Source organism: Ornithinimicrobium murale (assembly GCF_003352835.1).
GTDB lineage: Bacteria > Actinomycetota > Actinomycetes > Actinomycetales > Dermatophilaceae > Ornithinicoccus > Ornithinicoccus muralis.
In genome coordinates this window covers 248,711-264,706 of sequence record NZ_QLVD01000010.1, presented here as the reverse complement: position 1 = coordinate 264,706, position 15,996 = coordinate 248,711, and the positions used below count along the sequence as shown (strand labels likewise).

Below are 15,996 nucleotides of genomic sequence, written 5' to 3'. Positions count from 1 at the left end.
GGGTGTTCAACAGCCTCTCCGACCGTCTGACAGACACCTTCCGCAACCTCAAGCGCAAAGGGACCCTGTCCGAGACCGACGTGAACAAGACCGTCCGAGACATTCGGATGGCGCTGCTCGACGCCGATGTCGCGCTGCCGGTCGTCAAGCAGTTCACGGGCAGCATCCGCGAGCGTGCGCTCGGCGCCGAGGTCTCCAAGGCACTCAACCCTGGCCAGCAGGTCGTCAAGATCGTCAACGAGGAGCTCGTCAGCATCCTCGGTGGGCAGACTCGGCGCCTCAACCTGGCCAAGAACCCGCCGACGGTCATCATGCTGGCCGGTCTGCAGGGGTCGGGCAAGACCACGCTGGCGGGCAAGCTCGGGCACTGGCTCAAGGAGCAGGGGCACGCTCCGCTGCTGATCGCGGCCGACCTGCAGCGGCCCAACGCCGTCACGCAGCTGGAGGTCGTGGGGGAGCGGGCAGGGGTTGCGGTCTTCGCGCCCGAGCGGGGCAACGTCTTCGGGCACGACGCCGCGCTGGAGTCCGGTGAGGGCACGCGCTCGTTCGGTGACCCGATCGACGTCGCGGTCGACGGTGTGGCACACGCCCGCGACAAGGGTCATGACGTGGTCATCATCGACACCGCCGGCCGGTTGGCCGTTGATGTCGACCTGATGCGTCAGGCCCACGACATCCGGATGGAGACCAACGCCCACGAGGTGCTGTTCGTCATCGACGCGATGATCGGTCAGGCTGCCGTCGACACGGCCAAGGCTTTCGCTGAGGGTGTGGGACTCACCGGCACCGTGCTCACCAAGCTCGATGGTGACGCGCGCGGTGGTGCAGCGCTGTCCGTGGCGACGGTGACGGGACAGCCGATCCTGTTCGCCTCCACCGGCGAGAAGGTCACCGACTTCGAGACCTTCCACCCGGACCGGATGGCCAGCCGGATCCTGGACATGGGTGATGTGCTGACCCTGATCGAGCAGGCTGAGAAGGCCTTCGACCAGGCGCAGCAGCGGGAGATGGCGCGCAAGTTCCTCTCGGAGGAGGACTTCACCTTCACCGACTTCCTGGAGCAGATGCAGGCCATCAAGAAGATGGGCTCGCTGAAGCAGATGCTCGGCATGATGCCCGGGATGCAGCAGATGCGCGCTCAGCTGGACTCGCTCGATGACAAGGAGTTCGACCGGGTCGAGGCAATGGTCCGCTCGATGACGCCGTTCGAGCGTGCCCACCCCAAGCAGATCAACGGGTCCCGCCGCGCCCGCATCGCCAAGGGTTCTGGGGTCTCGACCTCCGAGGTCAACCAGCTGCTGGAGCGGTTCGGTCAGGCGCAGAAGATGATGCGGCAGATGCGCAAGGGCGGTGGCGGCATGCCGGGGATGCCGGGGATGCCCGGCATGGGCGCCGGTGGTGGCAAGGCCAAGCAGAAGCCGCAGCGCAAGAAGGGCAAGAGCGGCAACCCCGCCAAGCGGGCCGAGCAGGAGCGGCTGGCCGCTCAGAAGGCCGAGGAGTCCCGCGGCAACGCGCTGGGCAGCGCCTTCGGTCTGCCGGGTGGCACTGAGGAGCCATCGGAGCAGGACCTGTCCAACCTCAAACTGCCGGCCGGCTTCGACAAGTTCCTCAAGAACGACGGGAGATAGGCGGCAGTCCTGCCCACACGGCAGGACGCGAACAGGTCGACGCAGGTTGTCGACCCATGTGTTCGGGTCCCGTGCACTCAGCGCAGGTCCTCGACCAGCCTGTTCGGGACGATCTCGAGGGCCCAGAGCTGCGTGAGCTGCGCCAGCTCCTCGCCTGACACATGCGCCGTCTGGACGAAGCGGCGCTCCCGGAGTTCCCAGGCGCGGAGAGCAGGCTCGTCGGGGTCGATGACCCAGTAGGCCGGGGTGCCGGCCGCTTCGTAGCGGGACAGCTTGAGCCCGAGGACGATGTGCCGGGTGCTGGGCGAGAGCACCTCCACGGCCAGCACGGTGGTGCCCCTCCCGGTCCCTGCCGTCCACGGTGGCACGGATCCTGGGCCTGGGTCAGGAGCTGTCCACAAACCCTGCCAGCCCTCAGCCGAGCGCCTCCTCACCCAGAGCGGCGGCGACCGCGGCACGACCGGGGATGCCGCTGACCGCACCGCCGCGTCGCGCACCCGACCCACAGAGGAAGATGTTGGCGTGCCGCGTCTCGGTGCCCCAGCGCCCGACCTCGTCCTCGGACTCGGCGAACGGCCACTGCAGGTCCCCGTGGAAGATGTGCCCTCCGGGCATCCCGACCGAGGCCTCGATGTCCAGCGGGCTGCGCACGTCGAGGGTGTCGGGCGCCAGCAGGCAGTCCTCGATCGGCTCGGCCAGCACCGAGTTGATCGAGGCCAGCGTCAGCTCGAGCGCCCGCTCGCGGGCACCCGCGGGATCCTCGCGGAACAGCCGGGCCGGCATGTGCAGGCCGAACAGGGTCAGGGTGTGCGCACCGGCGGCAACCAGGTCCGGTCCGAGGATCGAGTCGTCGGACAGGCTGTGGCAGTACACCTCACACGGCGGGACCTCGGGAATCTGTCCCGACGCCGCCTGGGCGTAGGCCGTCGCGATCTGCCCGTAGCCCTCGTTGATGTGGAAAGTCCCGGCGAAGGCCTCCTCCGGGGTGACGGAGTCGTCCCGGAGCGCGGGGAGCCTGGAGAGCAGCATGTTGATCTTGAGCTGGGCACCCTCGGGCTCCGGCCGCGACGGTGCGTCCCCGAGCAGGCGGTCCAGGACGTTCGGCGCACAGTTGGCGAAGACCTGCCCGGCGCGGACCTCCAGCCCGTCCGCAGTGGTGACCACCGCCTCGCTCCCGTCCGTCGAGACCGCGGTGACAGTGGTCGAGGTCCGCAACTGCGCGCCATACGACTGGGCGGTGCGCAGCAGTCCGTCAGTCACGGCTCCCATGCCGCCGACCGGCACGTCCCAGTCCCCGGTGCCGCGCCCGATCACGTGATACAGGAGGCACCGGTTGACCAGGCGATCCGCGTCGCCGGGTCGGCCGAACGTGCCGATCAGCCCGTCGGTGAGCACGATCCCGCGCACGGTGTCGGAGGAGAACCGGCGTTCGATCGCCTCGCCCAGCGGCCGCTCGACGACGTCACGCCAGGCCTCCTCACCGACCAGCGCACGCACGTCCTGGCTGGAGCGCAGCGGTTCGGTGACCGTGGGGAACAGTTTCTGGGCGAGCTCCCCGGTCATGCCGTAGAAGTCGTCCCACGCCTGCGCGTCGGCGCCGAGGTCGGACGCGGTGCGGGCTGCGTCGCCGTTGTCCACCAGGATCCCGCCGTCCCCGACCGGGGTGTAGGAGCTGATCCGACGCCGGATCAGCTGCAGGTCCAGACCCAGCTCCTCGATGATCTGGTCGGGCAGCAGGCTGACCAGATAGGAGTATGCCGACAGCCGGGCGTCGTAGGCCGGGAACACCTGGTCCGAGCGTGCGGCCCCGCCGATGTGCTCGGCCCGCTCCAGGATCAGGACCGAGCGCCCGGCCCTGGCCAGGTAGGCGGCTGCGGTCAGGCCGTTGTGCCCGGCCCCGATGACGACGGCATCGACTCTCATGGGCACACGGTATCCACCACGGCGCCGCGTGCGCCGTCCACTCCCACGGGTAGGCTCCCGAACCGTGCCACCCGCTACCCGACCGGGCCGGTTCAGCCGCGCCGAGCTGGAGTCGTTCCGGGACACCGAGGTGCCGGACCTGCTGCCCGCAGCGGGACAGGGCCTGCGCCTGTTGTTCGTCGGCATCAACCCCGGCTTGTGGACCGCCGCCACGCAGACCCACTTCGCCCACCCGGGCAACCGGTTCTATCCCGCACTGCTCGAGGCCGGGATCGTGCAGCGCCGGATCGATCCGTCAGCGGGCATGACGGAGGAGGACCGCCAGCACCTCAGAGGGCGCGGCCTGGGCATCACCAACCTGGTGCGTCGGGCCACGGCCCGGGCGGATGAGCTGACGATGCCGGAGTTGCGCGAGGGCGGTGAGCACCTCCGTGCCACGGTGCGCGATGCCCGACCTGCGGTCGTCGCGGTCGCCGGCATCACGGCATACCGCAGCGCTTTTGGGGTGCGGGGCGCACGGGTGGGGGAGCAGGCGGAGTCGTTCGAGGGATCCCGGCTGTGGGTCGTGCCCAACCCCAGCGGCCTGAACGCCCACGAGACGGTCGGATCGCTCGCGCTGGCCTATGCCGAGCCGGCGCGCGCCGCGCGCCTCATCGACTGAACCCGACGGGCACCCGCGCTCCCCGGCCGATAGCCTGCCGACAGCACCCACCCCGAGGAGGCAGGACCCGATGAGCAAGCCCGTGCTGCACGTCCGCGGCCAGATCCTGGTCGGACCCGAGGAGACGCTCGATGAGGTGTGGGTCGTGGACGGGCGGATCAGTCTCACCCCGCCGAGCGGCTTGGCGGGCGAGGCCGAGACCATCCAGGGTTGGGTCCTGCCAGGGCTCGTCGACGCGCACTGCCACGTGGGTCTTGAAGCACACGGTGCGGTGACGCCTGAGCGCGCCGAGGAGCACGCGCTTGCCGACCGCGACGCCGGGGCACTGTTGCTGCGAGATGCCGGCAGCCCGTTGGACACCTCGTGGGTCCATGACCGGGACGACCTGCCGCGGTTGATCCGGGCCGGGCGGCACATCGCCCGCCCCAAGCGCTATCTGCGGAACTTCGGTCACGAGATCGAGCCAGAGGACCTGGTCACCTATGTCCGGCGGGAAGCCCGCCGCGGGGACGGCTGGGTCAAGCTGGTCGGTGACTGGATCGACCGCGAGACCGGTGACCTGGGCACCCTGTGGCCCCTCGAGGAGCTCACAGCTGCGATCGCGGCCGCGCACGAGGAGGGAGCCCGGGTCACCGCCCACTGTTTCGGTGAGCAGTCGCTGCGGGACTTCGCCGCGGCAGGGACGGACTGCATCGAGCACGCGACCGGGCTGCTGGACGACACGATCGACGCCTTCGCCGAGCAGCAGATCGCGATTGTGCCGACCCTGATCAACATCGACAACTTCCCGAAGTTCGCGGACGCCGGCGAGGCCAAGTTCCCCTCGTATGCCGCACACATGCGTGACCTGCACGCACGCCGTTATGAGACGGTCGCCAAGGCCCGCGAGGCCGGCGTGCCGGTGTATGTCGGGACCGATGCCGGCGGCCAGCTGCCGCACGGCCTGGTCGCCCGCGAGGTCGAGGCTCTGACCAAGACCGGCATGAGCAACCTCGAGGCGATTGGTGCCGCGACCTGGGCCGCGCGAGAGTGGCTAGGTCGCCCCGGCATCGCCGAGGGGGAGTCGGCAGACCTGGTGGTCTATCGCGATGACCCCCGTGAGGACCTGCGCACGATGGCCGATCCGCACCGGGTCATCTTGCGCGGCCACGCCCACGAGTCGCAGGGACGCCACCACCACTGACGGGTCAAGCGGCACACCCGCCGCGGCGACCTGCGCCCACATGTCGGTCATGCGGTCTCGGCGTTGCGGAGCTCGGGCTTATGCCCCCAATCCTGCAACACCGAAACCGCATGACGCTCGGCCGGGCCACGGGTGGGAGTGTGCGTGGTTCGTGGGTGCTCGCGGGATCTGGCACAATAGGCCGGTACCCGTCTGCGGGTCGGCCCCTCTCTCCGACTCCAGCGTGTTCCCGAGCGACCGCCCCGCGCGTGTTTCCCCACGTGGGCAAGCGGCTGCTCACCCTGACCAAGAATGAGGAGACACCCGAACTCGTGGCTGTCAAGATTCGTCTGAAGCGCATGGGCAAGATCCGTGCACCGTTCTACCGCGTCGTCGTCATGGACGGCCGCAAGAAGCGCGATGGCCGTGCCATCGAGGAGATCGGCCGTTACGTGCCGGCCGAGGAGCCGTCACTCATCGAGATCGACTCCGAGCGTGCGCAGTACTGGCTGTCCGTGGGCGCGCAGCCGACCGAGCAGGTCGCCGCGCTGCTGAAGGTGACCGGCGACTGGCAGAAGTTCAAGGGCGAGGAGGGCGCCGAGGGCACCCTCAAGGCCGCCGAGCCCCGCCAGGACAAGAAGTCGCTCTACGAGGCCGCACTGGCCGCTGCCGACGGCAAGGAGGCCAGCGACACGCCGACCTCCAAGGCCAAGAAGGACGAGAAGCCGGCCAAGAAGGACGAGAAGGCCAAGGCCGACAAGAAGTCCGACAAGAAGGCCGACGAGGCTGCCGCCGCAGAGGTGGCCGCCGAGTCCCCGGCCGAGGCGACCGCTGACGCCGAGGCACCAGCTGCCGGAAACGCTGCGGAGGCCGCGGGCGCCGAGCCGGCGACCGAGGTCGCTGCAGCGGTCGACGCTGCCGCGGTCGACGGTGGGTTCGGCCCCGACTCCGCCCCCGTGACCGAGGACGGATCGGCCCCCGTGGGCTTCACCGTCAAGGGCAACAAGGACTCGATGAAGTTCCACGTCGAGGGCTCCCAGTGGTATGACGCCACCACGGCCGAGGTCTGGTTCCGCACGGCTGAGGCCGCCCAGGCCGCTGGCTTCGAGCCCGCGGGCGGCGCTGCCAAGCAGTCCGCTGACACGGGTGCCGAGATCGGCACCGACAAGGCCGAGGGCTGATCATGCTTGAAGAGGCCTTGGAACACCTCGTCAAGGGGATCGTCGACCACGACGGTGACGTGACCGTGCGCACCAAGAACGTCCGCCACGGCGACGTCCTGGAGGTGCGGGTCCACCCCGAGGACCTCGGCCGGGTGATCGGCCGGCGCGGCCGGACCGCCAGCGCGCTGCGCACCGTCATGGGTGCGCTCGCCGGTGGCGAGAAGGTCCGCGTCGACATCGTCGACACCGACCGGGCTCGCTGAGCCCACCACGCACCACCCTGGAGGGGTATGCCGGCAGTCACCTGTCGTCATACCCCTCCAGTCTGTTCCCGGCCGGTGAACTCGCCGGGGACCGCCCACCACGTCCCGTCCCAGAGGAGCGCCCGTGTTCGTCGTCGCCCGCATCGGCAAGGCCCACGGCCTGAAGGGTGAGGTCACCGTCCAGACCCACACCGACGCACCGGAGGAGCGGTTCACGGTCGGCACCGAGTTCGCCACGGAGCCGGACCGCGGGCCCCTGACCCTGCGGTCGGTGCGGCTGCACCAACAGATCTACCTGCTCGGCTTCGAGGGCGTTGCCGACCGGACGGCCGCCGAGGCGCTGCGCAACACCCGGCTGCTGCTGCCCGAGGACGCCGAGGCAGAGGTCGAGGACGACGGGTGGTACGAAGAGGACATCCTCGGGTTCACCGTCGCCCTGTCCGACGGGACGGTCGTGGGAGAGGTGAGCGGGCTGCATACCCGGGACGTGCAGGACCTGCTCGAGGTCCGCCGCGCCGACGGCGGCGAGCTGCTCATCCCGTTCGTCGAGGAGCTGGTCCCCGAGATCGACGAGGAGGCCCGCCGGGTCATCGTCAACCCACCAGGGGGTCTGCTGGAGCTGGGGGACTGACATGCGCCTGGATGTCATCACGATCTTCCCGGACTACCTCGCGCCGCTGGACCTGAGCCTCATCGGCACCGCGCGCCGCAACGGGCTGCTGGACCTGCACGTCCACGACCTGCGCGACCACACCCACGACCGGCACCGCACCGTGGACGACAGCCCCTACGGCGGCGGCGCGGGCATGGTGATGAAGCCCGAGCCGTGGGGTGAGGCGCTCGACGCGCTGGCTACCCAGGACGTCGAAGGTGGCACCGTGCCGCACCTGATCGTCCCGGGGCCGGGTGGCACCCCGTTCACCCAGCAGACCGCCCGCGACCTGGCGGCCGAACCCTGGCTGGCGTTCGCCTGCGGCCGCTACGAGGGCATCGACGAGCGCGTTTATGAGGAGGCGGCCGAGCGGATGCCCGTCTCCGTGCTCTCCCTGGGCGACTACGTCCTCAACGGGGGAGAGGTCGCCGTGCTGGCCATGGTCGAGGCGATCGCCCGGCTCATCCCCGGCGTCATCGGCAACGAGCAGTCGCTGGTCGAGGAGTCCCATGAGGACGGTCTGCTGGAGTACCCCGTCTACACCAAGCCCGCCTCCTGGCGGGGCCGTGAGGTGCCCGGGATCCTGCTGTCCGGCAACCATGGTGCCATCGCGGCCTGGCGGCACGAGCAGCGGCTGCAGCGCACCGCCGCGCGGCGACCGGATCTGCTGTCCGACTGAGGGGCCGTATGCCGACGGCCGGCTCTCCCCGGTCAGTCCCCACGGGATTGGCCCAGGGGGTGCGGGTGTGGCAAACTTGACCCTTGCGTCCGCCCGGACGAGGACATCGTGCCCCTGCCACAGGGGGAAGTGCGCGATCAGGACGGGCTGACACACCCCTTGACCACGACCGTCCGACGTGACGGCACACCGCCGTGGGTGACCTGTGGCACCGACGAGAAAGCGAACTGATCATGCACAAGCTCGACGACGTCGACGCAGCCAGCCTGCGCGACGACATCCCGGAGTTCCGCGCCGGCGACACCATCAAGGTGCACGTGAAGGTCATTGAGGGCACGCGCTCCCGCGTCCAGATCTTCCAGGGCGTCGTCATCCGGCGCCACGGCGGCGGTATCGGCGAGACCTACACCGTCCGCAAGGTCAGCTTCGGCGTCGGCGTCGAGCGCACCTTCCCGGTGCACTCCCCGAACGTCGAGAAGATCGAGCGCGTCTCCCGCGGTGACGTCCGTCGCGCCAAGCTCTACTACCTGCGCGACCTGCGCGGCAAGGCCGCGAAGATCCGCGAGAAGCGCGACAACACCCCGACGGCCTGACACGCCGCGAACCCTCTGCGCAGCAGCCGCCCCGGACCGTCTGGCCGGGGCGGCTCTCGTATGCCGCGGTTCGCCCGCATGGCACGCGAGCAAGCAGACCCCCTCGCGCTCGTGCGGCCGCCCGAATGCGTGCCACGGCACTCCTTGTGGCGGCCACCACGGGGCGCGGCAGGTCGAGTTGGGCGCGCCGCAGAGCAGGCATAGGCGTTGCTGTTCGCAGGCCGGCTCTCCTGCCGATCGGCCCGCCGGCCGCGTCGGGGCCACGACACCCAGCCAGGGGTATTAGTGTCGACGCAAGAGGCCCGACCAACGACCCGCAGACGAGGACACCACCCGTGACGCACGACTCGCGATCCGCTGAGAGCGGGGCCGCCGCCCCTGACGATCCGAGCAGCACAGCGGGCCCGCAGAGCCCCGCAGTCGACGAGCAGCACCTCGAGGTCGACGAGCGGCACGCTGAGGGTGCGCCCACAGTCGAGGAGGAGCACGCGAGTGGGGCCACCGCCGTGCACCCGGGGCGGGAGCGCTCGGCGTCCCAGGGACGCACGCGGCGGCACCCGGTGGTCCACTTCGTGCGCGAGGTCCTGATCATCGGCGTGACAGCCCTGCTGATCTCCTTCCTGATCAAGACCTTCCTGGTGCAGGCATTCTGGATCCCCTCGGGCTCGATGGAGACGACCCTGGTCTATGGCGACCGGGTGCTGGTCAGCAAGATCCAGGCAGGGCCGATGTCGGTGGAGCGCGGCGACATCATCGTCTTCGAGGACCCGGGTGGGTGGTTGCCCCCCAGCGACGAGGTGGACCGGGGCCCGATCATCGGCCCGCTCGTGGAGGCCGCCAAGTTCGTGGGCATCGCCCCGGAGGGGGAGAGCCACCACCTCATCAAGCGGGTCATCGGCGTCGGTGGCGACCACATCGTGTGCTGTGACGACCAGGGACGGCTCACGGTCAACGACGAGGCGCTCATCGAGACCTATCTGTTCGAGGGGGACGAACCCAGCCAGGAGAACTTCGACATCACCGTGCCGGAAGACAGCTACTGGATGATGGGTGACCACCGTTCCTACTCCAGGGACTCCCGCGCCCACGACGACGGCACCGGCACCGCCGGGTCGATCCCGGCGGACCGGGTGGTCGGGCAGGCCTTCGCGTTGGTCTGGCCGTTGGACCGGTTCGAGTTCTTCACCAACCCGCAGGACGTCTTCGGGTCCGTCCCGGATCCCGTCGCGGGGCACCAGTGACCCAGCTGACCCGTGGCGGGACGCGCCGGCGCACGCCGCCGCGCAGCACCCGCCCGAGCCTGCGGCTGGAGCGTGCCCTGATGCGAGAGGGGCACACCGTCCTGGTCGGCATGGACGAGGTCGGTCGCGGCGCCCTGGCCGGCCCGGTGTCGGTGGGCGTGGTCGCGATCGACCCCACCTGTCGCAGCGCACCCCAGGGCGTCAAGGACTCCAAGCTGCTCACCCAACAGGCCCGCGAACGCCTCGCACCACGGATCAAGCGTTGGGCCCTGGGCTGGGGCGTCGGGCACGCGTGGCCCGCGGAGATCGATGCGATCGGCATCATGGCCGCGCTGCGGTTGGCCGGGCAGCGGGCCCTGACACAGCTTGCCGTCACGCCCGACCTGATCGTGCTGGACGGCAACCACGACTGGCTCACCGACCCCAGGAGCGAGGGCCTGCTGGCCCTGGCCGAGGACGCAGCGCCGCCACAGACACCGGTGCGGACCATGATCAAGGCGGACATGACGTGCTCGTCGGTCGCCGCCGCCAGCGTGCTGGCCAAGGTGACCCGCGACGACCACATGATCTCGATCGCCCCCGAGCACCCGGCATACTCCTGGGAGTTGAACAAGGGCTATGCCGCCCCCGAGCACCAGGAGGCGCTGCGCGCCCTGGGCGCGTGCGTCCACCACCGCCGGTCGTGGAATATCACCGGCACCACCGACCGGGACCTGAGCGTCCCGCCCGAGGCGAGGGAGATGAACCAAGCATGAGCGCCGAGGATCTCGAGAAGTACGAGACCGACATGGAGCTGCAGCTGTATCGCGAGTACCGCGATGTGGTGAGCCTGTTCAGCCATGTGGTGGAGACCGAGCGGCGGTTCTATCTGGCCAACGAGGTCGATGTGCAGGTGCGCACGGGCGGCGGCGAGACCTGGTTCGAGGTGACGATGACCGATGCCTGGGTGTGGGATGTCTACCGACCCGCACGGTTCGTCAAGAACGTCCGCGTCATCACCTTCAAGGACGTCAACGTCGAGGAGCTCGCCAAGAGCGACCTGGACCTGACCAAGCTGGATCGCGACTCCTAGGAGGACAGAGGTCTCGTGCACGCCGCGGCACGGTCCTCCCCAGGGCCTGCTGGGCCGGCAGACCATCCACAGATCCTCCGTCGTCCTTTCCGGGCGAGGTGGCCACCGCGACGGTGGTCCCGGAGGTGGTGGAGATGGGAATGTCCCATCAGGTCGCGAGCGCGATCGGGGCGTATGGCGAGGGGTTGGCCTGCGAGTACCTGACCGGTTTGGGCTATGAGGTCGTCGAACGCAACTGGCGGTGTGACCAGGGTGAGCTAGACATCGTGGCCAGGGACGGCGCGTGCCTGGTGTTCTGTGAGGTGAAGACACGCCGGTCGACGGCGTTCGGCACCCCGGTCGAGGCGGTCACCCGCGCCAAGGCCGGCCGCCTGCGCAGACTTGCCATCCGGTGGCTGCGGGAGCACGACCAGCGCTCGGACGAGGTGCGGATCGACGTCATCGGCGTGTTGCGCCCACCCGGTGCCCCGGCACAGCTCGAGCACCTGATCGGGGTGGCCTGATGGGGCTCGGGCGGACGCATGCCGTCGCCCTCAGCGGGGTGGAGGGACGGTTGGTGGAGGTCGAGGCGCACATGGCGCAGGGCCTGCCGGCGATGACCATGAGCGGTCTGCCCGACGCCGCCTGCTCCCGTGCGCCCAACCGCATCCGGGCGGCGGTGGAGGACTGTGGCCTGACGATCCCGCAACGACGCTGGACCATCAACCTGACACCCGCCTGGTTGCCCAAGACCGGCAGCGGGTTCGACATCGGCATCGCGGTCGCCCAGCTCGCTGCCACCGCGGTCCTGCCCCCGACGGTGGTGGAGTCGGTTGTGCATATCGGGGAGCTGGGCCTGGACGGGGCCGTGCGGCCGGTCGCCGGCGTGCTGCCCATGGTCGTAGCGGCCGCTGATGCTGGCATGCGCACCGTGGTGGTGCCCAGCGCCAACGCTCGTGAGGCGGTGCTCGTCCCGGGGGTTCGGATCTATGGGGTCTCCTCGCTGCGTGAACTGATCGACCTGCATCTCGCGGCCCACGCCGGGGCGGTCCCTGTGCCCGCGGCGCTGGTGCCGGACCGCGGTCCGAGCGAGCTGGTCCCCGACCTGGCGGACGTGGTGGGGCAGCCGGAGGCCAGGGCTGCACTCGAGGTGGCCGCCGCCGGCAGGCACCACATGCTCATGGTGGGTGCCCCCGGAGCGGGCAAGACGATGCTCGCTGAGCGGCTGCCCGGTCTGCTCCCGGAGCTGGAGCGGTCCGAGGCGTTGGAGGTCACGGCCGTGCACTCGGTGCTGGGGGTGCTGGACAGCGCCCGGTCCCTGGTCGCACGCGCGCCCTTTGTGGCGCCCCACCACGGTGCCTCCATGGCGGCGGTCATCGGCGGCGGCAGCGCGCGAGTGCGTCCGGGTGCCGTGTCGCGGGCTCACCGTGGTGTCCTCTTTCTGGACGAGACCCCGGAGTTTCGACGCGACGTCCTCGACGGCCTGCGGCAGCCGCTGGAGAGCGGCGAGGTCGTGATCGCCCGCGCGGACCGGCAGACCCGGCTCCCGGCCCGCTTCCAGCTGGTCGCCGCGGCCAACCCCTGCCCCTGCGGTCGTGGCGTCGGCAAGGGCGAGCGATGTGAGTGCACCCCTCTAGCCCGCCGGACCTACTTCGGCAAACTGAGCGGTCCGCTCCTGGACCGCATCGACGTCCGGGTCAGTCTGTTGCCGGTCAGTCTGACGGCTCTCGCCGGACCGCCAGGTGAGACCACCCACGAAGTGGCACAACGGGTCCGTGCCGCCCGGGAGCGACAACGTGAGCGTTGGTCGGAGACTCCCTGGACGGTCAACGCGGAGGTCCCGGGGAGCATGTTGCGTGGCGACCGGTGGCGGCTGCCACGCCTGGTGACCCGGCCCCTGGAGCGGGCGATGGATGTGGGCGAGCTGACACTGCGCGGCTATGACCGGTGTCTGCGGATCGCCTGGACCCTCGCGGACCTCGACGGCGTCGACCGCCCGCAGGCGGGGCACCTCGGTCACGCCCTCGCGCTCCGGACGAGCTCGGAGGTGGCGGCGTGAGTCACGAAGTCACGGACGAGATGACGGCCCGCATGGCCTGGGCGCGACTTGCCGAGCCCACCGACAGTGTCGCCCTCGGGCTGATCGACCACTTCGGCTACGTCGATGCCTTCGAGATCGCGGCCCGCGGTGGAGTCAGCCCCTCGGGCAAGCGCGTCGACCGGTTCGCTGCACGACTCGAGCACCTGGACCTGGCGCGTGACCGTGAGATCTGCGGCCGGCTCGGAGCGCGCACACTGCTGCCGGGCGATCCCGAGTGGCCCGATGCGCTGGGTGACCTGGACGTCCCACCCTGGTGTCTGTGGGTCCGGGGGCCGCTGCCACTGAACGATGTCCCGCGGCGCAGTGTCGCCGTCGTGGGGGCCCGGGCGAGCACCCCGTATGGCAACCATGTGGCCGCCGAGATCGCCTCCGGAGCCGGGGCGCGTGGTTTCACCGTCGTCTCTGGAGCGGCCTTCGGCATCGACGCCGCGGCGCACCGGGCCGCGCTCGCGATGGAGACCCCGACCGTCGCCGTGCTGGCCGGAGGGGTGGATCGTCCCTATCCCACGGCACACAGTGACCTGATCGAGCAGATCGCCCGGACCGGAGCGGTCGTCAGCGAGGTGCCACCGGGAAGTTCACCGACGCGCCCCAGGTTCCTGGCCCGCAATCGCCTGATCGCCGCCCTGGCCACCGGCACGGTGGTGGTCGAGGCGGGCCTGAGGTCCGGGTCACTGCGCACCCTGCGCGATGCGTCGGGCATCGGGCGGCCGGTGGGCGCGGTCCCTGGCCCGGTGACATCGATGGCTTCCGCGGGGTGCCACTACGCCGTGCGGGAGGAGAACGCCGTGCTGGTGACCGACGCGGCAGAGGTGGTCGATCTGCTCGGTGAGATCGGCGGCGATGACCTGGCACCCCGCAGACGCGGGCCGGAGCGGCCCGAGGACCAGTTGGAGCCCCTCCCGCACCTGGTGTGGTCCACCTTGGCGCCGTTCCGCTCCAAGACGGTGGAGGAGCTCACGGTGCAGGCCGGGCTGTCAGCCCGTGAGGTGCTCGGGGCGCTCGGGGACCTGCAGAGCCGCGGGATGGCCGAGCTGCGTCTCGACGGGTGGGGGAGAGCGTGATGCGGTGCCACCGAGCCCATCGCCTGGCCTCGGCCGCGGTGCGCGTGACTCTCGGGTTGGTGCTGGCAGCACTGTGCGTGGTGCCGGTCGCGGCAGCCCCGGACCACCGACTCCCTGTAGAGAATGAGGAGCAGCGCCACCTGGTCGTCTCCTTTGTCCACGGACTGACCCGGGCTGCCTCGCACCTCGTCATGGAGACGGTCCGTGTCGAGGAGGCGGCTGTGCACGGGACGGTCGGGCGGGGTGCCTCGCAGGCAGTGGAACCGCGAGGGAGTTGGCAGTGGCCACTGCCAGGGCAACCGGAGGTTGTGAACACCTTCGATCCTCCCGAGGAGCGGTGGTTGCCCGGGCACCGCGGCGTCGACCTCGCGGGCTTCACCTATGCACCTGTTCTCGCGGTGGCTGACGGCACGGTCAGCTACAGCGGGAGGATCGCGGGCGTCGGGATCGTCTCGGTCACGCACCCCAGCGGAGTGCGCAGCACGTATCAACCCGTGACCGAGCGGATCGAGCAGGGGCAGCCGGTGTCCGCTGGTGATCGGCTCGGCCTCCTGGGAGTGCTGGGCAGTCACTGTCTGCCCCGGACCTGCCTGCACCTGGGGGCGGTCCGGGGGAAGGACGACTACCTCGACCCCCTCCTGTTCCTGCAGGCCTGGGAGCTGACGCTCTTGCCCCACGAGCCATGACCGTGCCGAACGTCGCACCGGGGCCCACGGACGGTGGCCTCAGTGAAAGCCCCACCCGGCGGCAGGGCGCGTCGCGGAAGTGCGTCCTCCTGCGCGAGGCGTGCCGGACATGACATCGTGGACAGGTGGAGCAGGACACGCAGCGGCCGACCGAGGCGGTCTCGTCCGACGCCGTGGTCGAGGCCGTCGAGGAGCAGCCGGCGCTCATCCCGGACGAGGTGCTGAGCGACTTCCGCACGCACCTGGGGGCCGAGCGGAACCGCTCCGAGCACACCGTCCGGGCCTACCTGGGAGACGTGACCGCCCTGTCCCGGGCACTCGCCCTCGCGGGCGTGAGGAACCTGTCGGACATCACGCTGAGTGATCTGCGCACCTGGTTGGGTGCCATGGCGGCCGACGGTTCGGCGTCCTCCACCATCGCGCGACGGTCAGCAGCAGCGCGGACCTTCCTGCGGTGGGCCAAGCAGACCGGGCTGATCGAGCAGGATCCCGCGCTGCGACTGGGAGCCCCGGCCCGGGGGAGACATCTGCCGGGAGTGCTCAAACAATCCGAGGCAGGCCATCTGATGGATCTGGCCGCCGTCGCGGCCGATGACGACGACCCCGTGCACATCCGCAACCGCGCTGTTCTCGAGCTCCTCTACGCCAGTGGCATGCGGGTGGGGGAACTCACCGGCTTGGACGTCGATGACGTGGACCTGGACGACCAGGTCGCGCGCGTGCTCGGCAAGGGCGCCAAGGAGCGCACGGTGCCGTTTGGGGCCCCGGCCGCGGCGGCGCTGCGTGCGTGGCTGGAGCACGGACGCCCCCGCCTGGTCACCGGCGACTCCGGGCCGGCGCTGTTCCTGGGGCGGCGGGGACGACGCGTGGACCAGCGACAGGTGCGCAGCGTGGTGCACGACCTGCTCTCGCACGTGCCCGAGGCGGCAGATCTCGGGCCGCACGGGCTGCGTCACAGCGCAGCGACCCACCTGCTGGAGGGAGGCGCCGACCTGCGGACCGTCCAGGAGATGCTCGGTCACGCCAGCCTGTCCACCACCCAGATCTACACCCACGTGTCCGTCGACCGGCTCCGCGCTGCCTACCGTCAGGCCCACCCCCGCGCCTGAGATCGCCCCCGGCGGCCCAC

The 15,996-nt window shown here is 70.4% G+C and carries 17 protein-coding genes and 2 pseudogenes; 17 read left to right on the top strand and 2 right to left on the bottom strand.

Annotated elements, in window-relative coordinates; translation table 11 throughout:
* Positions 1 to 2: 2 nt before the first annotated feature.
* The gene (ffh, locus tag DPQ65_RS04510; protein ID WP_114906216.1) at positions 3 to 1,628 is read left to right on the top strand and encodes a signal recognition particle protein; all 1,626 of its coding nucleotides are present in this window, start codon (positions 3 to 5) and stop codon (positions 1,626 to 1,628) included.
* Positions 1,629 to 1,705: 77 nt separating this feature from the next.
* Here the strand turns inward: ffh and DPQ65_RS04505 are convergent, their stop codons facing one another.
* Positions 1,706 to 1,996 carry a Uma2 family endonuclease gene (locus tag DPQ65_RS04505; RefSeq protein ID WP_238146675.1) on the bottom strand — a complete coding sequence of 97 codons (291 nt, stop codon included), beginning with the start codon at positions 1,994 to 1,996 and terminating at the stop codon, positions 1,706 to 1,708.
* Positions 1,997 to 2,042: 46 nt separating this feature from the next.
* Positions 2,043 to 3,551 (bottom strand): phytoene desaturase family protein, encoded by a 1,509-nt coding sequence (locus DPQ65_RS04500; protein ID WP_114906160.1) that lies wholly within the window; start codon positions 3,549 to 3,551, stop codon positions 2,043 to 2,045.
* A 64-nt stretch (positions 3,552 to 3,615) separates the two neighbouring features.
* On the opposite strand from DPQ65_RS04500, the gene DPQ65_RS04495 reads away from it, so the two are divergent.
* From DPQ65_RS04495 to DPQ65_RS04425, 16 genes and pseudogenes are all read left to right on the top strand, one after another.
* Positions 3,616 to 4,212: a mismatch-specific DNA-glycosylase gene (locus DPQ65_RS04495; RefSeq protein WP_238146674.1), complete on the top strand. Its 597-nt coding sequence runs from the start codon at positions 3,616 to 3,618 to the stop codon at positions 4,210 to 4,212.
* 70 nt (positions 4,213 to 4,282) lie between these two features.
* Positions 4,283 to 5,395, top strand: coding sequence for an amidohydrolase family protein (locus DPQ65_RS04490; protein WP_114906158.1), 1,113 nt, complete (start codon positions 4,283 to 4,285; stop codon positions 5,393 to 5,395).
* Between the two features lie 311 nt (positions 5,396 to 5,706).
* Positions 5,707 to 6,216, top strand: a pseudogene (gene rpsP / locus DPQ65_RS16030) (30S ribosomal protein S16); the annotation flags it as partial.
* A 114-nt stretch (positions 6,217 to 6,330) separates the two neighbouring features.
* Complete coding sequence (locus tag DPQ65_RS16575; RefSeq protein WP_475120291.1) at positions 6,331 to 6,555, top strand: sunset domain-containing protein; 225 nt, start codon at positions 6,331 to 6,333, stop codon at positions 6,553 to 6,555.
* Positions 6,556 to 6,557: 2 nt separating this feature from the next.
* Positions 6,558 to 6,800 (top strand): RNA-binding protein, encoded by a 243-nt coding sequence (locus tag DPQ65_RS04480; protein ID WP_114906157.1) that lies wholly within the window; start codon positions 6,558 to 6,560, stop codon positions 6,798 to 6,800.
* 124 nt (positions 6,801 to 6,924) lie between these two features.
* Positions 6,925 to 7,431 (top strand): ribosome maturation factor RimM, encoded by a 507-nt coding sequence (gene rimM, locus DPQ65_RS04475; protein WP_114906156.1) that lies wholly within the window; start codon positions 6,925 to 6,927, stop codon positions 7,429 to 7,431.
* A 1-nt stretch (position 7,432) separates the two neighbouring features.
* Positions 7,433 to 8,122: pseudogene (trmD, locus tag DPQ65_RS04470) on the top strand (tRNA (guanosine(37)-N1)-methyltransferase TrmD); the annotation flags it as partial.
* Between the two features lie 242 nt (positions 8,123 to 8,364).
* Complete coding sequence (gene rplS / locus DPQ65_RS04465) at positions 8,365 to 8,724, top strand: 50S ribosomal protein L19 (RefSeq protein ID WP_114906213.1); 360 nt, start codon at positions 8,365 to 8,367, stop codon at positions 8,722 to 8,724.
* Positions 8,725 to 9,059: 335 nt separating this feature from the next.
* Entirely contained in the window at positions 9,060 to 9,965 is a 906-nt protein-coding gene (gene lepB / locus DPQ65_RS04460; RefSeq protein WP_238146673.1) for a signal peptidase I, read from the top strand.
* 80 nt (positions 9,966 to 10,045) lie between these two features.
* Entirely contained in the window at positions 10,046 to 10,720 is a 675-nt protein-coding gene (locus tag DPQ65_RS04455; RefSeq protein ID WP_114906212.1) for a ribonuclease HII, read from the top strand.
* Complete coding sequence (locus DPQ65_RS04450) at positions 10,717 to 11,037, top strand: DUF2469 domain-containing protein (protein WP_114906153.1); 321 nt, start codon at positions 10,717 to 10,719, stop codon at positions 11,035 to 11,037. The genes DPQ65_RS04455 and DPQ65_RS04450 overlap by 4 nt, the downstream gene beginning before the upstream one ends.
* Before the next feature lie 98 nt (positions 11,038 to 11,135).
* The gene (locus DPQ65_RS04445; protein WP_420330067.1) at positions 11,136 to 11,540 is read left to right on the top strand and encodes a YraN family protein; all 405 of its coding nucleotides are present in this window, start codon (positions 11,136 to 11,138) and stop codon (positions 11,538 to 11,540) included.
* A complete protein-coding gene (locus DPQ65_RS04440) occupies positions 11,540 to 13,075 on the top strand; it encodes a YifB family Mg chelatase-like AAA ATPase (RefSeq protein WP_114906152.1) in 1,536 nt (511 codons plus the stop codon). The genes DPQ65_RS04445 and DPQ65_RS04440 overlap by 1 nt, the downstream gene beginning before the upstream one ends.
* A complete protein-coding gene (gene dprA, locus DPQ65_RS04435; RefSeq protein WP_238146672.1) occupies positions 13,072 to 14,181 on the top strand; it encodes a DNA-processing protein DprA in 1,110 nt (369 codons plus the stop codon). The genes DPQ65_RS04440 and dprA overlap by 4 nt, the downstream gene beginning before the upstream one ends.
* Positions 14,181 to 14,867, top strand: coding sequence for a M23 family metallopeptidase (locus tag DPQ65_RS04430; protein WP_114906151.1), 687 nt, complete (start codon positions 14,181 to 14,183; stop codon positions 14,865 to 14,867). Before dprA ends, DPQ65_RS04430 begins: the two co-directional genes overlap by 1 nt.
* Before the next feature lie 206 nt (positions 14,868 to 15,073).
* A complete protein-coding gene (locus DPQ65_RS04425; protein WP_238146684.1) occupies positions 15,074 to 15,976 on the top strand; it encodes a tyrosine recombinase XerC in 903 nt (300 codons plus the stop codon).
* The last annotated feature ends 20 nt before the right edge of the window (positions 15,977 to 15,996 follow it).